At 66.7% G+C, this 18,096-nt stretch carries 18 protein-coding genes; 13 read left to right on the top strand and 5 right to left on the bottom strand.

Translation table 11 applies throughout. The features are described 5' to 3' along the window. The first annotated feature begins 364 nt into the window (after positions 1-364). Together OXC99_10675 and OXC99_10670 are read left to right on the top strand one after the other, a co-directional pair. Positions 365-2,365: an ABC-F family ATP-binding cassette domain-containing protein gene (locus tag OXC99_10675; protein MCY4625446.1), complete on the top strand. Its 2,001-nt coding sequence runs from the start codon at positions 365-367 to the stop codon at positions 2,363-2,365. A 184-nt stretch (positions 2,366-2,549) separates the two neighbouring features. Then, a complete protein-coding gene (locus OXC99_10670) occupies positions 2,550-3,299 on the top strand; it encodes a class II aldolase/adducin family protein (GenBank protein MCY4625445.1) in 750 nt (249 codons plus the stop codon). A 293-nt stretch (positions 3,300-3,592) separates the two neighbouring features. Here OXC99_10670 and OXC99_10665 read toward each other — a convergent pair whose 3' ends face one another. Next, a complete protein-coding gene (locus OXC99_10665; GenBank protein MCY4625444.1) occupies positions 3,593-5,137 on the bottom strand; it encodes a hypothetical protein in 1,545 nt (514 codons plus the stop codon). Between the two features lie 119 nt (positions 5,138-5,256). Further along, positions 5,257-6,453 carry a hypothetical protein gene (locus OXC99_10660; GenBank protein ID MCY4625443.1) on the bottom strand — a complete coding sequence of 399 codons (1,197 nt, stop codon included), beginning with the start codon at positions 6,451-6,453 and terminating at the stop codon, positions 5,257-5,259. Between the two features lie 512 nt (positions 6,454-6,965). Here OXC99_10660 and OXC99_10655 point away from each other — a divergent pair. The 6 genes from OXC99_10655 to OXC99_10630 all read left to right on the top strand — a co-directional run bounded on the left by OXC99_10655 (position 6,966) and on the right by OXC99_10630 (position 10,017). Beyond that, positions 6,966-7,289 (top strand): hypothetical protein, encoded by a 324-nt coding sequence (locus tag OXC99_10655; GenBank protein ID MCY4625442.1) that lies wholly within the window; start codon positions 6,966-6,968, stop codon positions 7,287-7,289. Positions 7,290-7,306: 17 nt separating this feature from the next. Then, positions 7,307-7,456: a hypothetical protein gene (locus OXC99_10650; protein MCY4625441.1), complete on the top strand. Its 150-nt coding sequence runs from the start codon at positions 7,307-7,309 to the stop codon at positions 7,454-7,456. Then, positions 7,440-7,775, top strand: a complete 336-nt coding sequence (locus OXC99_10645) for a hypothetical protein (protein MCY4625440.1) — start codon at positions 7,440-7,442, stop codon at positions 7,773-7,775. Before OXC99_10650 ends, OXC99_10645 begins: the two co-directional genes overlap by 17 nt. After that, positions 7,756-8,016, top strand: a complete 261-nt coding sequence (locus OXC99_10640) for a hypothetical protein (GenBank protein MCY4625439.1) — start codon at positions 7,756-7,758, stop codon at positions 8,014-8,016. Before OXC99_10645 ends, OXC99_10640 begins: the two co-directional genes overlap by 20 nt. Before the next feature lie 159 nt (positions 8,017-8,175). Beyond that, entirely contained in the window at positions 8,176-9,594 is a 1,419-nt protein-coding gene (locus OXC99_10635) for a hypothetical protein (GenBank protein ID MCY4625438.1), read from the top strand. Positions 9,595-9,690: 96 nt separating this feature from the next. Next, complete coding sequence (locus OXC99_10630; GenBank protein MCY4625437.1) at positions 9,691-10,017, top strand: HTH domain-containing protein; 327 nt, start codon at positions 9,691-9,693, stop codon at positions 10,015-10,017. A 33-nt stretch (positions 10,018-10,050) separates the two neighbouring features. Here the strand turns inward: OXC99_10630 and OXC99_10625 are convergent, their stop codons facing one another. After that, complete coding sequence (locus tag OXC99_10625; protein ID MCY4625436.1) at positions 10,051-10,683, bottom strand: hypothetical protein; 633 nt, start codon at positions 10,681-10,683, stop codon at positions 10,051-10,053. Positions 10,684-11,171: 488 nt separating this feature from the next. On the opposite strand from OXC99_10625, the gene OXC99_10620 reads away from it, so the two are divergent. The 5 genes from OXC99_10620 to OXC99_10600 all read left to right on the top strand — a co-directional run bounded on the left by OXC99_10620 (position 11,172) and on the right by OXC99_10600 (position 14,668). Then, positions 11,172-11,738: a hypothetical protein gene (locus OXC99_10620; GenBank protein MCY4625435.1), complete on the top strand. Its 567-nt coding sequence runs from the start codon at positions 11,172-11,174 to the stop codon at positions 11,736-11,738. 177 nt (positions 11,739-11,915) lie between these two features. Next, positions 11,916-12,536, top strand: coding sequence for an HNH endonuclease (locus OXC99_10615; GenBank protein ID MCY4625434.1), 621 nt, complete (start codon positions 11,916-11,918; stop codon positions 12,534-12,536). Between the two features lie 122 nt (positions 12,537-12,658). Then, positions 12,659-12,784, top strand: coding sequence for a type II restriction endonuclease (locus OXC99_10610; protein MCY4625433.1), 126 nt, complete (start codon positions 12,659-12,661; stop codon positions 12,782-12,784). Between the two features lie 320 nt (positions 12,785-13,104). Continuing rightward, positions 13,105-13,800: a cation transporter gene (locus OXC99_10605; GenBank protein ID MCY4625432.1), complete on the top strand. Its 696-nt coding sequence runs from the start codon at positions 13,105-13,107 to the stop codon at positions 13,798-13,800. 157 nt (positions 13,801-13,957) lie between these two features. Beyond that, positions 13,958-14,668 carry a hypothetical protein gene (locus OXC99_10600; protein ID MCY4625431.1) on the top strand — a complete coding sequence of 237 codons (711 nt, stop codon included), beginning with the start codon at positions 13,958-13,960 and terminating at the stop codon, positions 14,666-14,668. Between the two features lie 367 nt (positions 14,669-15,035). Here OXC99_10600 and OXC99_10595 read toward each other — a convergent pair whose 3' ends face one another. After that, positions 15,036-15,737 (bottom strand): peptidase E, encoded by a 702-nt coding sequence (locus OXC99_10595; protein MCY4625430.1) that lies wholly within the window; start codon positions 15,735-15,737, stop codon positions 15,036-15,038. Between the two features lie 342 nt (positions 15,738-16,079). Then, positions 16,080-17,915 (bottom strand): glutamine--fructose-6-phosphate transaminase (isomerizing), encoded by a 1,836-nt coding sequence (gene glmS, locus OXC99_10590; protein MCY4625429.1) that lies wholly within the window; start codon positions 17,913-17,915, stop codon positions 16,080-16,082. Between the last annotated feature and the right edge of the window lie 181 nt (positions 17,916-18,096).

Below are 18,096 nucleotides of genomic sequence, written 5' to 3'. Positions count from 1 at the left end.
CCCCGCCCCTCTGGATTCCCGCCTGCGCGGGAATGACGGTAGCGTTGGGTGGGGAGGGCGAGGGGGCTGGTGGATGGCGTGCCCCGCGCCCCTAGATACCGGCTTTCGCCGGTATGGAGAGTGGGGGTTGCAGGGGGATTAGGGTGAGAGGACTCCCCGCGGCCCTGCCCCTCTGGATTCCTGCCTGCGCAGGAATGACGGGCGGTTCCCGCTGTGGCGGGACGGGCGTTTCGCGAAACGCCCCTACGGAGTTCGTGACGTGGGTGGGTTTGTCGGGGTTCCCCCGCCTTCGCGGGGGCAGGCTCTGCCTGCGCAGGAACGACTGGGGGTGGTGGGGATAGTATGATGGGTTGGGATTTGTGTGATGTTATTTGCTTCTGACATATCGAAGGGGTTTGGGGATAGGTCGCTTTTTAGCGGGCTTACTTTGAATGTTGATGGTGGGGACCGGGTGGCGTTGGTGGGGGCCAATGGGTCCGGGAAGACTACGTTGCTGGATATTTTGTCGGGGGAGATGGCGCCGGAGTCGGGCAGCGTTTCGTGGCGGCGGGGGGTGACTGTCGGGTATTTGAGGCAGGAGCCGGAGTCGTTCAGCGGCAAGGCGCTGCTGGACGAGGTGCTAGCGGCGCGGGCGGAGGCGAAGGCGCTGGTGGCGGAGATCGCGGAGGCGCACGAGGCGCTGGCGTCGGAGACGGACATCGAGCGGCAGGGGGAGCTGCTGGAGCGGCTCGCGGAGCTCGACGAGGCGCTGGAGGCGGCGGGCGGCGAGGACCGGGAGCACGAGGCGAAGGCGATCCTGTCAGGGCTGGGGTTCAAGACGAGCGACTTCTCTCGGCCGATGGGCGAGTTCAGCGGCGGGTGGGTGATGCGGGCGGGGCTGGCGCGGACGCTGTTCCGTAAGCCGAATTTGCTGCTGCTCGACGAGCCGACGAACCACCTGGACCTGGAGGCGAACCTGTGGTTCGAGCGGTACCTGTCGGGGTTTCGGGGCGGGGTGGTGATCACGTCGCACGACCGGGCGTTTTTGAACCAGACGGCGACGAAGGTGCTGGCCATCGAGCAGGACGAGGTGGCGCTGTTCGTGGGGAACTACGACGAGTACCTGGTGGCGCGGGAGAGCGCGCTGGAGACGAAGCGCGCGGCGGCGGCTCGGCAGCAGCGCGAGATCAAGAAGCAGATGCGGTTTGTGGAGGCGTTCCGGGCGAAAGCGACGAAGGCGAGCCAGGTGCAGAGCCGGCTGAAGCAGCTGGAGAAGATGGAGATCATCAAGCTGCCCCGGGTGACGAGGAAGGTGCGGTACTCGTTCCCGGCGCCGCCCCGGAGCGGCAACGAGGTCATATCGCTGCGCAACGTGGGCAAGTCGTACGGGGCGGTCGAGGTGTACCGGGGGATGGAGCTGACGCTGGAGCGGGGGGACCGGGTGGCGCTGGTGGGGCCGAACGGGGCCGGAAAGACGACGCTGCTGAAGATCCTGGCGGGGGTCGAGCCGATCGACGCGGGGGAGCGGAAGACGGGGCACAACGTGGTCACGAACTACTACGCGCAGCACGTGCTGGAGCTGCTGAACGCGCGGAACACGGTCATCGACGAGCTGATGCAGGCGGCGCCTCGGGCGTCCGAGCAGAATTTGCGGACGATCCTGGGCGGGTTCCTGTTCAGCGGGGACGACGTGAAGAAGCCGATTGGGGTGCTGTCCGGCGGCGAGAAGGCGCGAGTGGCGCTGGCGAAGCTGCTGCTGCAGCCGACGAACCTGCTGCTGATGGACGAGCCGACGAACCACCTGGACATCGCGTCGCGGGAGGCGCTGGCGGACGCGCTGGGGGACTACCACGGGACGATCTGCTTCATCACGCACGACCGGACGCTGATCCGGCAGGCGGCGAACAAGATCATCGAGATCGACGGCGGTCGACCGACGGTGTACCCGGGCGACTACGACGGGTATTTGTGGCGGAAGCAGTCGGAGGCGGGCGCGCGCGAGGGCGTCGCGCGGGGGAACGGGGCGCGGGGGAACGGCGCGTCGAGCGCCGCCGGCGACGGGCGGGGGCAGGCGCGGACGCGGACGGGGAAGCCGATCAGCGACGACGAGGTGGAGCGGCGGACGCTGACGTCGGAGGCGCGGCGGCTGGCGCTGGCGATCGAGCGGGTGAACGCGACGCTGGGGGAGCGGGAGGGGCGGATCTCGGAGCTGGAGGCGGCGTTCGCGCGGCCGGAACTGTACAAGGACCCGGCGCGCGTGGCGTCGTCGGGGGAGGAGTACCGGGCACTGAAGGCGGAGGCGGCGTCGCTGTGGGCGGAGTGGGAGCGGCTGGCGTCGGAAGCGGAGGACGTCGAGGGGCGGCTGACGGCGCTGCGGGGGGCGTAGGGGGGCGCCTTCCAGAGGCCCCCTACGGCAGGCTCAGGACAGGCTTCGACGGGCGTGTGCGTTCGCCGGGGTTCCCGCCCCAGTATCGGGGTACGGGACAGGCTTCGCAGGAACGACGGGGCGGCGCGAGGGTATAATCGCGGGCAGGCTGACGGCAGTTTGGCACGACGGTGAGGAGATGGCGATGGCGGCGTCTGCGGAGAGGAATCGAGGGTATTCGGCGGGGGAGTGGGGGGCCCGGGTGGAGCTGGCGGCGGCGTACCGGCTGACGCACCACTTCGGGATGACGACGCTCATCTACAACCACATCACCGCTCGGGCGCCGGACGCGGAGGGGCAGTTCCTCATCAATGAGTACGGGCTGGGGTACGACGAGGTGTCGGCGTCAAACCTGCTGAAGATCGACATGGACGGGAACGTGCTGGACGAGGGGAAGCACCGGATCAACTACACGGGCTTCGTGATCCACTCGGCGGTCCACGGGGCGCGGGACGACGTGTCGTGCGTGATGCATACGCACACGCCGTACGGGATGGCGGTGTCGACGCTGGAGGAGGGTTTGGTTCCGCTGCAGCAGGAGGCGTACCAGTTTCACGACCGGGTGGCGTACCACGAGTTCGAGGGGGTGGCGCTGGACGTGGAGGAGCGGGAGCGGCTGGTAACGGACCTGGGCGACAAGAACGCGATGATCCTGCGGAACCACGGGCTGCTGACGGTGGGGAGCAGCGTCGGCGAGGCGTGGACGCGGATGTGGATGCTGGAGCTGGCGTGCAAGGTGCAGGTGCTGGCGCAGAGCACGGGGCAGGCGATCCGGCAGGCGCCGGTGGAGGCGATTGAGAAGACGGCGTCGCTGTTTGACGGGGCGAACGCGGCGCTGGAGTGGGCGTGGCTGCTGCGGCGGCTGGACCGGGAGGACCCGGGGTACAAGGAGTAGGTAGCTCTCGGTGGTCCCTTGCATAAATAGGTGGGTGTGAGTCAAAGGGTTTCCGCTTGTCGGGGTTCCTGCCTTCGCAGGAACGACGGGTGGGGCCCTTTTTCTTTGGGTGGGTGGGGTGGTTGGTGGAGGGTGTGCCCCTCGCCCCTGGATACCGGCCTTCGCCGGTATGGAGGCGTAGGGGGTGTGGGGGGCGGGAATGACGGTAGCGGGGAGAGGGATGGCGCGGGTGAGGGTGTGGCTGCTGCGGCGGCTGGACCGGGAGGACCCGGGGTACAAGGAGTAGGGGGGAGTTAGGGCGACGAGGGGCCTACTTCCTCAGGCATGCAGGCTTGGATGTTGATGGACCTAGCCGGGATATTGCGCAGCCACGCCTGAAAGGCGGCGTCCGTGGGAACGCAGACGCCATCGTTGCCGTAGAAATAGAAATATTTCAAACCCGACAGGCCGGTGAGTTCGTGGGGGATTGCGCCGACCAGTTGATTTGAGACGACGTTCAGGTATTCGAGATTGGGCAGGTTGCCCAACTCCGGCGGTATGGTCCCGCTGAACTGGTTATCGGCCAGGTTAATCCACCTGAGGCTGGACATCTCCCCGAGAAACGGGGGGATGGTCCCGCTCATCCGGTTGCTATCCACTGTCAGGACTTCCAGATTGGACAGCCTTACCAACTCCGGCGGGATATTGCCGGTCAAGTGGTTCTGATAAATCTGCAGGGATTCCAAGTTGGACAGGTTGGCGAGTTCCGGAGGTATGGTCCCGCTCAGTTGGTTATCGAAGAGGTTGATGTCCACCAGGCTGGCCATGCCGCCCAGCTCCGCTGGAATGCCGCCGGTCAACTTGTTGCCGAATAAGGACAAGAATTGCAGGTTTGACAACGCCGTAAGTTCCGTTGGGATTGAACCGGTCAAATCGTTGGTGTTGAGGGACAGACGGGTCAGGTTGGTCAGGGTGGCCAGTTCGACGGGGATTTCGCCGGTCAGATTGTTGCCCATGAGGTCCAGCTCGGTCAGGCTGGAGAGGGTGGCCAGTTCGACGGGGATCTTGCCGGTCAGATCGTTGCCGCCGAGCCTCAGGTGGGTGAGGTTGGCGAGGTGGGCCAATTGGACGGGGATCTCGCCGGTCAACTCGTTTGAATGCAGGTCAAGCTCCGTCAGGCTCGTGCGGGAGCCGAGCTCCAGAGGGATTTGCCCGATCAACTGATTGCGCCCCAAGTTCAGCACCTTCAGGCCGGTAGGGTCACTGAGTTCCGGCGGAATGCTCCCGGTCAGCTGATTGCCCTTGAACGACAGGCGGGTCAGCTTTTCGAGGGCGCCCAACGCGCCGGGAATCCGCCCGCGCAGGTTGTTCCCATCGAGGACCAATTCGGTGACGCGGCCGTCGTCGCCGGTGGTGACGCCGTGCCATGTGCCGCGGGGCTCGTCGCTGAGCCAGTTGGTGTTGTCGGTCCAGTTGTCGCCGCCGGTGGCTTCGTAGAGCGCTATGAGGGGGTCAAGCTCGAAGGCGATCAGCGCGTCGGAATCGAATATGACGGTTGCGGCGGCGATGGGCGTGACGGTGGGGACTGGCACGGGCACGGGCGTACCGGTTGGGGCATCGGGAGCGGGCGTGGGGGTGAGGGTGACGTCGGGCGTGGGCGTGGGGACGGGGACGGGCGACGGCGCGGCGTCGGGCGTGGGCACGACCTCGGGCACCTGCGTGGTGACGGCGGTGGCCGTGGGCGTGAGCGCCGGGGTGGGCGTCGGCGTGGGGGTGTCGCCGGGCGGGCCGCACGCCGCGAGGAGGGCTGCGGCGCACGCGGCAGCGAGGAGCGGGAGGCTGCGGAGGACGTTTGGCATGGGGGGATTGTAGTTGATTCGGGCCGAGGTTGGCGGCATGGGGATGTTAGTGGGGGGGAAAGGGTGCCCCGCGCCCCGCCTGGATACCGGCCTTCGCCGGTATGGAGGGGGTGGGGCGGCTAGCAGGTGTAGGGGATGTGGCCGGGGTATTGGGAGGCGGTTGCGTTGGCGTACCAGCAACTGTAGTAGGCGGAGGCCGCCTCGGCCACTCGCCAGAGGGACTGGGCTTGCTGGCCGAGGGTGGTGGTGAGGGAGACGCTGCAGCGGTGGGGTTCGCGGTGGCCGCAGTTTGCCTCGATGGCGTCCAGGTAGGCCTCCCAAGCGGTGGTGTAGGCGGCCAGCGCTGCGTTGACGTTGTCGCGCAGCTCTGCGTTGGCCGGGACGGTGTTCTTGTGGAACTCGATGATGTAGCCGTTGACGGCGGTGTGGGGCACCCAGCAGCCATCGGGGTGGGCGTGGGCATCGCCCTTGGGCCAGTAGTGGTGGACGCCGTCGACGACCTGGATGTCGACCACGCGGTGAGCGGTCCTTCCGACGGCCGCATCGCCCCAGCAGGCGCTGTTGTCGTAGTTGATGACGGCGCCGACGACGATCTCCCCGGGGGCGAAGTCGCGCATCCACGTGGCCGTGTCGAGGCAGGTGAGCACCGGCTCCATGCTGCCGGTGCAGAGGAAGCCCTCGACCTGCTGCCGCTGCATGGCGAGGAATAGCGGGCGGCGACGCTCCTCCAGCTCGGCAATCTCAGTGCGCAGGTCACCGGCACGGGTTTCCAGCTCCGTGACGTCGCCGGCCGCCTGCCGCAGGCGGCGGTGCTGCGCCTGGAGGGCGGTGTAGCCGGCGTCGCTGGCCTCGAACCGCTGGGTCATTTCTCCGAGCAGACCTTCCACCTCTGTTTTCTCCCCCGACAAGGCCGATATTTGCGACTCCGCCGCGACCAACTCCCCTTGAAGCGCTGCGTGGGCATTCGCGGCGGCCTGCAGGTCGTCGGCGAGGGCGGCGTTCCGCTGCAGGGCACCGTTGAGGTAGCCGGCGAGGGCGTCCCTGTCGGACTGGAGGCCGGCCTTGTCTCGCCGGAGGGCGGCGTTGTCCTGCCGGAGCCGGCCGTTTGCCGCGGACCGGGCGGCGAGGGCCGTGCCGGCATCCGCGAGGGTTGCCCGAGTCTGGTGCAGGGTCTCGGCGGTGTCTTCCAAAGACGTCCGCGCCGCCCGGAGGCTGTCGTTGGCGCGATCGAGCTCCCGATAGAGGTAGACGGACGCGGACGCCAGCAGGACGGCGGCGAGGCCGGCAAGGGTGAACAGGATACGTGTCCGGGACATGGCAACCCTCTTTCAATGTTGTGCGGGGCCGGGCTATGGCGGGGGCGTTGGGCGCGAACGAGGCCGCCGCACCAATGGTAGCGCGGGCGGGTTTTGGCGTCACGATGGGGGCGGGGGCCCTTCGATTTCCCTCAGGACGAACGGCCACCCTTGCCCCTCCCCATATTCAGGGGCGTCAGCGTGCGTCCCGTTTGTCGGGGTTCCTGCCTTCGCAGGAACGACGGGGAGGGGGTTGGAGTAGGGAGGGTGGTTGGTGGTGAGGATGCCCCGCCACTGGATACCGGCCTCCGCCGGTATGGAGGCGTGGGGGTGTGGGAGTGGCGACGTTGGTTGGTGGTGCGGGTGCCCCGCCGCCGCGCCCCTCTGGGTTCCTGCCTGCGCAGGAATGACGCGCGTGTGGGGGAGGGGGTGGGGGATGCCATGAGTGTGCCATTTCCGGCTTGCGTGTGGCGAATGTATGTTCTATTTTTGTTCTCATTCAGCTACAGGACTGACGTCCGGAGGAGCAGGGTTTGGACTACTGGACAGGAGCCTTGCTCCTGGAACGCGCGCTCATCGTTCTTTCCGCGGGATTTAACTCGATGCACTTCGTGCGGGAGCTTTGGCGGTTGTCGCGGAGTGACGGGGTGGCGACGGCGCGGGGGCGGGCCCGGCGGGCGGCGCTCGCCGCGATGGTGGTGATCAACGCGGCGCTGGCGGTTGGGGCGATGCACCCGCTGGTGGCGTCGCGGTTCGGGGCGGTGGGGCGGAGTCCGGGGCTGGAGGCCGCCGCGGTGGGGATCTCGCTGGCGGCGGCGCTGTACATGACTGCGCTGGTGATGCGCGAAAGGAAGTGAGGCAGGAGATGGGATCGTTGGACAGCGTAATCGGGTCGGAGGACTGGGACAAGGTGGCGTACATGCTGGCAATCGCGGTGCTGCGGGTGGCGGAGACCATCCCGCCGGAATCGCTGTCGGCGCTGCTGGCGCTGCTGTCGGAGGACGGCGATGACTGGGATGAGTGAGCCGCACGGGGACGAGGGATTTTACGCGGCGGCGCTGACGGAGGCGGAGCGGCTGCTGCTGCCCTCGGCGCGGGTGGTGGAGGGCGTCGACGAGGAGATGGCGGCGCTGCGGTCGCGGCTGTTCTCGATGTTGCGGGAGAAGCCGGAGCGGCTGGACCTGCTGTCCCGGGGGATTGGGTCGCTGGTGCGGATGGCGGCGCTGCGCTACCGAATGTCGCCGCAGTCCGAGGAGGACCTGGCGGGGAGCCTGGCGGGGTTGGTCAACAGCTTCGGCGCGGCGCTGGGACTGGGGGAGTTCCGTGACGCGGCCGAGGGGTAGGGGGGCGCTGGAGCGGGCGTTGCGGCGGCTGCGGCCGCGCTTCGGCGGGCTGGGGTGGGCGCCGCCGCGGTTCGGGCCGGACGCGGAGCTGACGCCGGTGTCGGCGTTTGACGTGCAGATGCGCGAGCGGGTGCGGGGGCTGGAGGAGGGGTTGAAGGAGGTGAAGGACCGGGTGAACGGGCTGATCTTTCTGGTGGTTGGGGCGGTTGTGGTGCAGGTGGTGCTGCGGTTTGTGGCGTGAGGGGGGGGCGTCCGGCGTCCGTTCGCCCTTCGATTTCCCTCAGGGTGAACGGCCACCCCCCGGCCCCGCACCCCCCTGGATACCGGCCCCGTATCGGGGTACGGGGCATGCTTTCGCCGGTATGGAGAGTTGGGGTCAGAGGTGAGGAAGGGGGTTGGGGTGTCGGGGTTGCCGGTGTTGAGGCGGTACCAGTCGCAGGTTGCCTTTGCCGTGTTCGAGAGCGCGCGGGAACGAAAGGGGTTGACGTTCACTGTCGAGATTGCGCGGCAGGGGGGCAAGAACGAGATCAGCGCGCAGACGGGCGTGTGGCTGCTCTCTGGGTTCTCCAAGAGGGGCGGGAGTCTGGTGAAGGCGGCGCCGACGTTCAGCCCGCAGGCGCTGGTGAGCCTCCGGCGGCTGAGGGAGCGGCTGAAGGATGCCCGTCTGCCGCTGGGGTGGCGGATGGAGGGCGGGAACATCGTGCGGGTGGGGCGGGCGCAGCAGACGTTTTTGAGCGCGGAGCCCTCGGCGAACGTGGTGGGGGCGACGGCGGACGTGCTGCTGGAGATGGACGAGGCGCAGGACGTGGACGCGGAGAAGTTCTTCAAGGAGTTCCGGCCGATGGGGGCGACGGGCAACGCGACGACGGCGCTGTACGGCACGCCGTGGGACGGGGCGACGCTGCTGGAATCGATGGCGGCGGAGAACGTCGAGATGGAGCGGCGGGACGGGATCCGGCGGCACTTCGCGTTCGACTGGGAGGCCGTGGCGGCGGTCGACCCGCTGTACCGGGCGTACGTGGAGGGGGAGCGGGAGCGGCTGGGGGGGGGGCACCCGCTGTTTCGGACGCAGTACCGGCTGCTGCCGATAGCGGCGGGGGAGGGGATGTTCTCGCGGTCGCAGCTGGCGCGGCTGGAGGGCTCGCACGGGCGGCTGCGGGGGCCTCGGCCGGGGTGTTCGTACGTGGCGGGCGTCGACGTGGCGGGGGAGCCGTGGGGGGAGAGCTCTGGATTGGGTGCGGATCAGGCCTTTCGACAGGCTCAGGGCGAACGGCCGGCGGAGCGGGGCGGGCGGGACTCGACCGTCGTGACGATTGGGGAGGTTGAGTACGGGTTGCGGGCGGACGCGCCCGTCGTGCGGGTGGTCGAGCACTACCGGTGGACGGGGGAGCCGCACCATGCGCTGACGGGGTCGCTGGTGGACCTGCTGCAGCGGAGGTGGCGGTGCCGGCGGGTGGTGGTGGACGCGACGGGGCTTGGGACGGGGATCGCGAGCGGGCTCGTGCGGGCGATGGGCGGGGCGGTCGAGCCGTTTGTGTTCACGGCGGGGAGCAAGTCGTCGCTGGGGTTCGATCTGCTGGCGGCGGTGAACTCGGGCCGGCTGAGCGCGTACGCGGGGGACGGGTCGGCGGAGCACGTGGAGTTCCGGCGGGAGATGGAACTGGCGCAGGCGCGGTACCGGGTGAACCAGACGATGGACTTCTTTGTGGAGGCGTCGCGGGGGCACGACGACTACCTGATGAGCCTGGCGCTGGCGGTGCGGGCGGCGGGGAGCGCGCCGCGGGCCGCTCGTGGCCGGGTGGCGTTCGACGGGGGATAGGGAAACCAGATGCCTCCTCCGTTCACCCTTCGATTTCCCTCAGGACGAACGGAGGAGGGGGACTTGGCGCGCGGGAAGGCCGCGATGGAGAGATGCGTGAGGAAGGGGAGCGCCGTGGGACGAAGGCAACGAGAGCTGCGACCGGAGGTCCTGCCCGAGAGCTACCAGTACCGGGACGACGGGTGCGAGGTGTCGCGGTCGTGCCTGCGGTGCCCGCGGGCGGTGTGCAAGTACGACGACCCGGACTGGCGGCGGCGGGGGAAGCGGGACCGGCGGGACGGGGAGATCCTGGAGGCGCGGCGTCGGGAGCGGCTGCCGGCGTCGGCGCTGGCGCGCCGGTTCGGGGTGAGCGAGCGGACGGTGTGGCGGGCGCTGGCGCGGGGGCGGGAGGGGGCGCAAGCGTCGCGGAAGCGGGCGGCGTGACGGGGGGGTATCTGCAAACTAGAAATGCCCGGCTCAGTAAATCATCCCGCTCGGGACCCCAAGACTTGTCGCAATGTTCTCAATTACTCCGAACAATCGGAAAACCTTGGTGTGGTGAGCTTCCATCCATCTCATGTCGGCAACTATCTCCAACTCCACGAAGTCATCCTCACTTGCTTCTCCAAATGCCTTGATGTTTCGTGGAGCATATCTCAATCTGGCTCCGGATTGAGTACCACGGTCGATGTGCTGACCCGCTTGAATGTAGGCGTGTCCTAAGGCGTTACGTGTGTTCGCCATGAAGTTCAAGTCATGAACTGTTTCTTCCGAGAGATAGGTAGCAAACGCTTCTTGAAACTTCTTGATTAATGGACGCATGTCTGATGTACGTAGATGGTCGTGTACCGCAACTACATACCATTCGGGTAACAGGTTACCCCTAGCGCTGTTTGCTTGCACGAATTCTGAAATGCGGTCTCGATGCTGAAATAGAACGAGGAGCCGGATGATGACGCTCTGCAACCACACGCAATCCATGAAGGCTACGCCAGGGTTGACGAACAAAGTCAAGAATTTTGTATCGTTTTGCCATTCAATGCTCCAACCCGTCTCCCGTTCCCGTCTCCGACGGTCAGATCTGGTCTCGCGGTTGGGTCTTTCAATCATGTTGAACCCTCAACTGTGAATGCGTATTGGAGCCTGTAAGGGGGGAATGCGCCCACTATGTAGTATACGTCCCTCCAAGAGATGGACGTTCTTGGTGTAGGTACGTGGCCGTCATCAAGCCCTTCAACGGGCTCAGGGCAAGTGGGCCTCGCCGCCCCTGGATACCGGCAAAAGCCGGTATGACGCTAGCGGAGGGGGAGGTTGCAGTCTTCGCGGGAACGACGGGAGGGGGCGTGGGGGTGCGCGGCGTGAGGGGGCCCAAGGGCTATTGACTGTGATTGCCGCTCTCCTCTAGTGTGCCGACATTCTGTTGTGGCCCGGGCCCGGCAGATCGAGGGGAAGGTTACGGAGCAGAGGGGGAGGGCTTTCTTGGCGCTTGAGTCTGAGTCCCCTCGCAGGCGCGGCGCTGGGGTAGCGGACAGCGTGGGAGCGTTAGCCAAAGCTAAAGGGAGTGTTGCACTCTGAAGATCGTACTGAAAGGTTCCAACATGGCAATCTTGGCATACGGCAAAACTATGGGGGAGTTGGTTAACCAAGGCTGGATCATCATAACCAATGAAGACTCAGGTGAAATCGTCGGAATAAGATCTGTCATCCAGCACTGGACCTCTTTGACTTGGGCCGAGCGAACCTACTACACCGCGAAATTCGGGTTCGATGAGAAAGGCATTCTGGACATTGGTCTGTCCGATCTAACCACGGCAGTTGGCTGGCCTGATCTCTTCCTTCGTCCTGCGTTGGGTGGTGAAATTGTAGTTCCAGAACACAGCCTGCCGGGCTCCAATGATCGCTTGCTGACAATCCTGTCACGAAGCCGAGTCGCGGTTATAGGCAGCCGTTGCGACGATACCGCATTGGCGCACATTGGCCCAGATGGCACAGTGATACTTACCAATGAGTTCTTATGGGGACTGCCCGACCCCCGAGATGGCAGCTACACTGACGTGAAAGAAGGGTACATCTGCCACTGGGAGGTCTCGATTGCAACTTGGTGTCCCGATGCACCTTGGTGGGCCCTCGGTCCAGAAGCTGAGGAGTTGAGCCAATACCCCTAACCCTTGCAGTTTTCTTGAGGAGAGCTGGAGATGCCCACTCGGTTGTCTTGGACACGCCAACACTTACTTGTAGCGTTTGCTTTGTACTGCCGTTTGCCTTTTGGTAGGTTCCATAGCGGGAATCCTGAAATTGTTAGGCTTGCTGATGCACTTGGTAGATCACCCTCCTCCCTCGCAATGAAGCTCAGCAATATTGCCAGCCTTGACCCCGCCATTACGTCCACCGGGCGCGTCGGTCTCAAAAAGGCGACTGCCGCCGACCGGGAAATGTGGAAGGAAATGGAAGGCGACTCGGCAAACTTTGCCTTAGAGTGCCAAAGGGCTCTGATGGATGCAGAGGGTCTAGCGGCACCAACAAGTGAAACGCTGGAATACGAGGTCATAGACCGCGTTGGGGAAGACAAGATAGTGCAAACCACGGAGCGGATTGGTCAGAGCTTCTTTCGTTCTATGGTCTTGAGCGCATACAGCGGACGGTGTTGTATCACTGGGTTGTCAGTCCCCACCCTTCTTGTGGCAAGCCACATAGTGCCGTGGCGTTTGGAGAAACTTCACAGGTTGAACCCTAGAAACGGCTTGGCGCTGTCGGCCCTGCATGACCGTGCCTTCGACGCTGGTCTAATCACCATCGAAGAGGACTTGACCGTGCGGATATCCGCCAATCTCGCTGCAGAGCGCGATGAGTTCTTTGCCACGGCTATTGAGTCTTACAGGGGTAAGCCGATTCATCTCCCTAAGAAATTCGGGGTTGGGGAGGAGTTTCTCGCCTTCCATAGGGAGAATATCTTTCAACGATAGACGTAAAGCTCGTCCCGCGGAACAGTTGATGATGCTGGCAGTCAGGACTACAGCAAGGGACGACTGGCGTAAAGCATCTGTTTACACTTCAGGAAGGCGTGTCTGTGAATCAATTCCAGGAAATGCTTAGTGCCAACGTTCAACTTGTAGTTCCAGCCTCCCTGCACCAGAGGTACCCCGCCGCTATAAGGCCTTCACTTCAAACGCTTGAGAGTTTCATGGGGGACATCCGCTTGCTCAACCCCTAGAACCCGTTCCCTCCGCGCTGCCGTGCAATGCCCGTAAGAGTTGTCCATGTGCGATGGGGACCCGGGGCCAGTCAGACGGTGTCCTCAGCCTTGTAGTGAACGAACGACGGTGTGGGGGCTCCTGGAGTTCACTGAGCCAGGCGAGCATTGTGTTGAAGAGCTGTGCTCGCGGGCTGCGGAACCGCGCGCAGCGTGAAGGGGGAGAACCCTTGCGGGCTATTGACTGTGATTGCCGCTATCCTCTAGTGTGCCGACATTCTGTTGTGACCCGGGCCCGGCAGTTTGCAAGGTAGGTTATGTGACAGAGGGGGAGGGCATTCTTGACGCTTGAATCTGATTCCCTTCGCAGGACGGCGCTGGTTTTGGTGACCGTCGGGTTGGTGTGGAACCTGGTGGAGGCTGTGGTTGCGCTGTGGGCGGGTGCGGCGGCGGGGAGCGTTGCGATGCTGGCTTTCGGGCTGGACAGCATCGTCGAGTTCCTGGCGGGCGGGGTGCTGGTGTGGCAGCTGAAGATGCGGCTGGACGAGTCGCAGGCGGAGGCGGCGGAGCGGCGGGCGCAACGGCTGCTGGGGCTGAGCTTCTTCCTGCTGGCGGGGTACATCGTGCTGCACTCGGGGGCCAACCTTGTGGGGTGGCTGCCGGAGCCGCAGCCGAGCCTGGTGGGGATCGCAATCGTCGTCGCGAGCGCCGTCGTGATGTCGGCGTTGTACGTGGCGAAGATGCGCATCGCGGCGCGGATGCAGTCGCGGTCGCTGCGGGCGGAGGCGATGGAGAGCCTGTTCTGCGACCTGCAGGACGTGACGATCCTGGTGGGACTGGGGCTCAACAGCCTGTTCGCGTGGTGGTGGGCCGACCCGGTTGCGGCCCTGTTCCTGGTGCCCTTCTTCCTCAAGGAGGGCAGGGAGAATCTTTCTGGCCACGATGATGAGGATGAGGAGGGCGGGACCCGCGTGTGTTTCTGCCTGAGCTGTTTCTTTGGCATGCGCGCGTGCCGGACGGTGTGTTGCGCGGCGTAGGCTTCGCGGGAACGACGGGGTTAGGGTGATATCGTGAAAGGAACGTGTGCATTTGGCGCGTTGTGTGTATTGATTTCGCTGTAAGCGGGCTGTTAGATTGCGGGCGGGTTGATGCGACGGGCGTCGGGGACGCCAGGGTCAATCGATGGGAGGGGAGATGGGCGCGATGTCTGCGAACAAGCTGGCCGGCTGGGCGCTGGCGCTGGGCGGGGCGCTGATTGTGGTGGTTGGGGTGTTCTCGCCGAACGGGCCGGTGTTCGGGACGGGGTTCGACGCGGGGGCGCTGGCGCGGGTGAAGAACCTGGCGGAGTACGCGTCGCTGGCGCACACGACGGCGATACTGACGGCGGTGGGATCGCTGCTGGCGCTGACGGGGTTCTGGCACCTGTTCCGCTCGGTCGACGGCAAGACAGCGGCGAGCGTGCTGATGCAGGGAGGCATCATCGCGATCACGGTGGCGTTCGTCGGCGTGATCCTCGGGCGCGGGCTGAACCACATGATCGTACACCAGCTGACCCATGGGACCCTGGGCCCCGCCCAGCTGGAGTTCATGGCGGTGACGATACAGTCGGTGCAGGCGGGCATTCGCGTGATGGGGGGCTTCGTGGGGTTCGTGGGCGCGCTGGCGCTGGCGGTCGGCGTCTACGGCCGGTATGCCGGCGGCGCGAGCAAGTGGCTGGCCGTGGTGGCGGCGCTCGCGGCGATTGCGGGCGTGGTGTCGCTACTGCTGGCGGAGCACATCCACGACCTGACGATCATGTACCGGGTGGCGGTGTACGTGGCGCTGCCGGTGTACGCGTGGTACGCGTGGCTGGGGTTGAGCGTGGCCCGTGGCGACGCGGAGCTGGTGGGGGAGGACGCGGGGTAGCGGGCCTTTCCCAACGGGCGTGGCCTGTCCGTCGGGGTTCCCCCGCCTTCGCGGGGGCAGGCTCTGCCTCCGCAGGAACGACGGGGTGGGGGCTTCGACGGGTGCAGGGCGAACGGCCCCTTCCCTCCCAAGGGTTCCGGCCTGAGGGCCGGACGGGCGATTCGCGAATCGCCCCTACGATGCCGACAGGGTTCGCTCGTCGGGATTCCCCCGCCTTCGCGAGGGCAGGCTCTGCCTGCGCAGGAAGACGGGTTGGGGGCTTCGAGAGGCTCAGGGCGAACGGCAGCTCACCACCTCTGGATCCCGGCATTCGCCGGGATGACGGTTGCGGTGGGGGGCGGACGGCCTCCCCTCGCTGAGGGTTTGGCTACCAGATTGGGACGGGGTCCAGGGAGGTCTCCACTACTTGGCCGTCCCGCAATTCCACTCGGTAGGCGTTGGCGCCTTCCCTGCCGCTGACCGCACGGTGCGGCTGTGTGCCGATGAAGTGGATGGCGGCGCCGTCGTCGACGGCGTAGCCGGGCGGGAAGCCCTCGGCGATGAGGCGGTGGTAGAGGGGCCGGCGCTGGTCCTCGGCGTTGTAGTGGGGGCAGTGGGAGTAGGGGAGGAAGCCGAGGCCGTCGTGGAGCGGATGGAGCTGGTTCTTGTCGTAGGAGTCGGTGGTGCCGCACTCGAACCAGCAGAGGGAGCCCGCGCTGCCGCCGCAGAGCACGACGGCGGCCTCCCAGGCCTCGCGCAGTGCGGCGTCGACGCCGTGGACGCGCCAGATGGCCAGCATGTTCGCCGTGTTGCCTCCCAGGACGAAGATGACGTCCTGGCTTACGAGGAACTCGCGGATGTCGCGCACCGTGCGGTTGAATAGCTCGAGGTGCGTGGGCTCGCAGACGCTAGAATGGAAGATGCCGTAGTACCGCACGAGGTCGGCGGGCGAGTCGCCGGTGGCTGTCGGGATGCAGCACACCCGGGGCTTGGGCTTGTCGACGAGGGAGAGGACGTAGCTGGAGAGCTGGTCCATGGCGGCCCCGGCGGTCCTGACCGCTCCGAATGCGACGATTTGCTTCTCTGCCATGTTCTCTCCTCCCGGCTGGCGCTCTGGCCGTCGTGTGCGGTGAGGGGAGCGTACCACATCGTGGCGCGGGGGCGGCGTCGTGGGGGCTGAGGTCGAGATGGGTGGACTTCCGCGGGGGCTGAGGCCCCCCGTTCCCCCTTCGATTTCCCTCAGGGCGAACGGCCCCGCTCCGCCCCTGGATCCTGGCCCCGTATCGGGTTGCGGGACATGCCTCCGCCGGGATGGAGAGGGTGGCGGCGTTGCTCAGGGTGAGCGCGTGGGGTTGGGCTTGTCGGGGTTCCGGCCTGGCGGCCGGACGGGCGTTTCGCGAAACGCCCCTACGACCCTACCGGGAGGGCGCGGCTAGTGCACCGTGACGCTTTTGGCGAGGTTGCGGGGGCGGTCTATGGGGCAGCCCTTGGCTAGAGCGCAGTAGTAGGCCATGAGCTGGAGGGCGACCGTGCCGACGACGGGCGTGAACATCGGCTCCGTGGGCGGCAGGCAGACGACTGACTGCGCGATGCTCTGGAGCTCGGCGTTGTCGCAGTCGGTGAGGGCGATGATGGGGGCGCCGCGGGAGTGGACCTCCTCGACGGCGACGAGCATGCGGTCGTAGGTATCGTCGCGGGGCATGATGGCGATGACGGGGGTGTCGGGGCCGAGGAGAGCGAAGGGGCCGTGCTTGAGCTCGCCGGACGCGTAGCCCTCGGCGTGGAGGTAGGCGACCTCCTTGAACTTGAGCGCGCCCTCGAGGGCGGTGGGGTAGTTGATGCCCTTGCCGATGATGAAGGCGTGCTCGGCCGACGCGAGGCGCGTGCCGAGCTGCTCGAGCTGGGGGGACATGGCGAGGGCCTGCTGGACGGCCTCTGGGAGCTTGCGCAGGGCGGCGGCGAGCTTGCGGCGCGGGCGCTCGGCGGGCGGGTAGAGGGCGAGGCCGAGGAGGTAGAGGCCGGCGAGCTGCGCGAGGTAGGTCTTTGATGAGGCGACGCTGACCTCCTGGCCGGCGCGGAGGTGGTGGGTGGCGTGGGCCGTGCGGGTGATGCTGCTCTCCGGCACGTTGGTGAGGGCGAGGGTGAAGTGGCCGGCGCGGCGGGCGTCGCGGGCGGCGTCGACGGTGTCGGCGGTTTCGCCGGACTGGGAGACGAGGACGCTCCACGCGCCGGGGCCGCGGTGCCTGGGGCGCACCATTTCGGAGGCCACGAGGGCCTGGACGCGGGTGTCGGTGAGGGAGGCGAAGAAGGTCTCGCCGACCATGGCGGCGTGGGAGGCGGAGCCGCAGCCGAGGAAGAAGAGCTCCTCCGGCTGCGGGTGGCGGTCGAGATCGAGGTCAAGGGTGACGCGGCCGTCGGTTGTGATGCGGCCGGCGAGGGTGTCGCGCAGGACGCGGGGCTGCTCGTGGATCTCCTTGAGCAGGAAGTGCGCGTAGCCGCCCTTGTCGACGTCCTGCGGGCCCCAGTTGACGTGGTGGACGCGGCGGCGGACGAGCTCCCCGCGGTGGCGGATCTCGACCACCCCGGCGGTGACGGTGGCGATGTCGCCGTCCTCGAGGTGGACGAAGCCGTGGGCGCGGTCGAGGACGGCGGGGACGTCGGAGCCGACCATGTTCTCGCCGTGGCCGAGGCCGATGATGATCGGGCTGCCGCGGCGGGCGACGGTGATGGCGTCCGAGCCCTCGAAGAGGACGGCGATGGCGTAGGGACCGTGGACGCGGGCGAGGGCCTGGGCGACGCCGTCGGGGGAGCCGCCGGACTCCTCGAACAGGTGGGCGAGGACCTCGGTGTCGGTCTCGGAGCGGAAGCGGTGGCCGCGGGCGCGAAGCTCCTCGCGCAGTGGGTAGTGGTTCTCGACGCTGCCGTTGTGGACGACGGCGACGCGGCCGGTGCAGTCGAGGTGGGGGTGGGCGTTGAGCTTCGAGGGGGAGCCGACGGTGGCCCAGCGGGTGTGGCCGATGCCGAGGGAGCCGGGGACGGCCGCTGCGCCACTCGCGGCGCCGTTGGCGTCCTCGATGGCGGCGCGGAGGTCGTCGACGTAGCCGACGGCCTTGGCGGTTTCAATGCGCCCGCTGAGGATGGCGACGCCGCAGGAGTCGTAGCCGCGGTACTCGACGCGGTGGAGGGCGTTCAGCAGGACGGGCAGCGCTTCAGCCGGCCCGACGTACCCCGCGATTCCGCACACAGGCTTCTCCTTGGTCTCATTCACCACTCCGCGCATGGTGCAGGGGCGTGGAGAGTATGGCGGGAGTGGATAGGAGACCAGTGTACACCGTGGGGCGCGGGGGCGGCGAGTGGGGGCGGGGGTGGGTTGGGGAAGACCACGACGCGCCAGGTATGGCCGGCGAGACCCCGAAAATACCTCGCCTCTGTTCGCCATTGGTGTGGTA

Source organism: Chloroflexota bacterium, from assembly GCA_026713825.1.
Lineage (GTDB): Bacteria > Chloroflexota > Dehalococcoidia > Lucifugimonadales > UBA1127 > UBA1127.
The sequence above is the reverse complement of the archived record's forward strand: the minus strand, read 5'-3'. Positions and strand labels throughout refer to the sequence as shown.

What these genes read in the sequence shown, in the direction of transcription:
- OXC99_10625 (MCY4625436.1), bottom strand. Translation starts at nt 10,683, where the DNA reads ATGATTGAAAGACCCAACCGCGAGACCAGATCTGACCGTCGGAGACGG.
- OXC99_10660 (MCY4625443.1), bottom strand. Translation starts at nt 6,453, where the DNA reads ATGTCCCGGACACGTATCCTGTTCACCCTTGCCGGCCTCGCCGCCGTC.
- OXC99_10645 (MCY4625440.1), top strand. Translation starts at nt 7,440, where the DNA reads ATGACTGGGATGAGTGAGCCGCACGGGGACGAGGGATTTTACGCGGCG.
- OXC99_10600 (MCY4625431.1), top strand. Translation starts at nt 13,958, where the DNA reads ATGGGCGCGATGTCTGCGAACAAGCTGGCCGGCTGGGCGCTGGCGCTG.
- OXC99_10665 (MCY4625444.1), bottom strand. Translation starts at nt 5,137, where the DNA reads ATGCCAAACGTCCTCCGCAGCCTCCCGCTCCTCGCTGCCGCGTGCGCC.
- OXC99_10595 (MCY4625430.1), bottom strand. Translation starts at nt 15,737, where the DNA reads ATGGCAGAGAAGCAAATCGTCGCATTCGGAGCGGTCAGGACCGCCGGG.
- OXC99_10675 (MCY4625446.1), top strand. Translation starts at nt 365, where the DNA reads ATGTTATTTGCTTCTGACATATCGAAGGGGTTTGGGGATAGGTCGCTT.
- OXC99_10620 (MCY4625435.1), top strand. Translation starts at nt 11,172, where the DNA reads ATGGCAATCTTGGCATACGGCAAAACTATGGGGGAGTTGGTTAACCAA.
- OXC99_10670 (MCY4625445.1), top strand. Translation starts at nt 2,550, where the DNA reads ATGGCGGCGTCTGCGGAGAGGAATCGAGGGTATTCGGCGGGGGAGTGG.
- OXC99_10610 (MCY4625433.1), top strand. Translation starts at nt 12,659, where the DNA reads ATGCTTAGTGCCAACGTTCAACTTGTAGTTCCAGCCTCCCTGCACCAG.
- OXC99_10615 (MCY4625434.1), top strand. Translation starts at nt 11,916, where the DNA reads ATGAAGCTCAGCAATATTGCCAGCCTTGACCCCGCCATTACGTCCACC.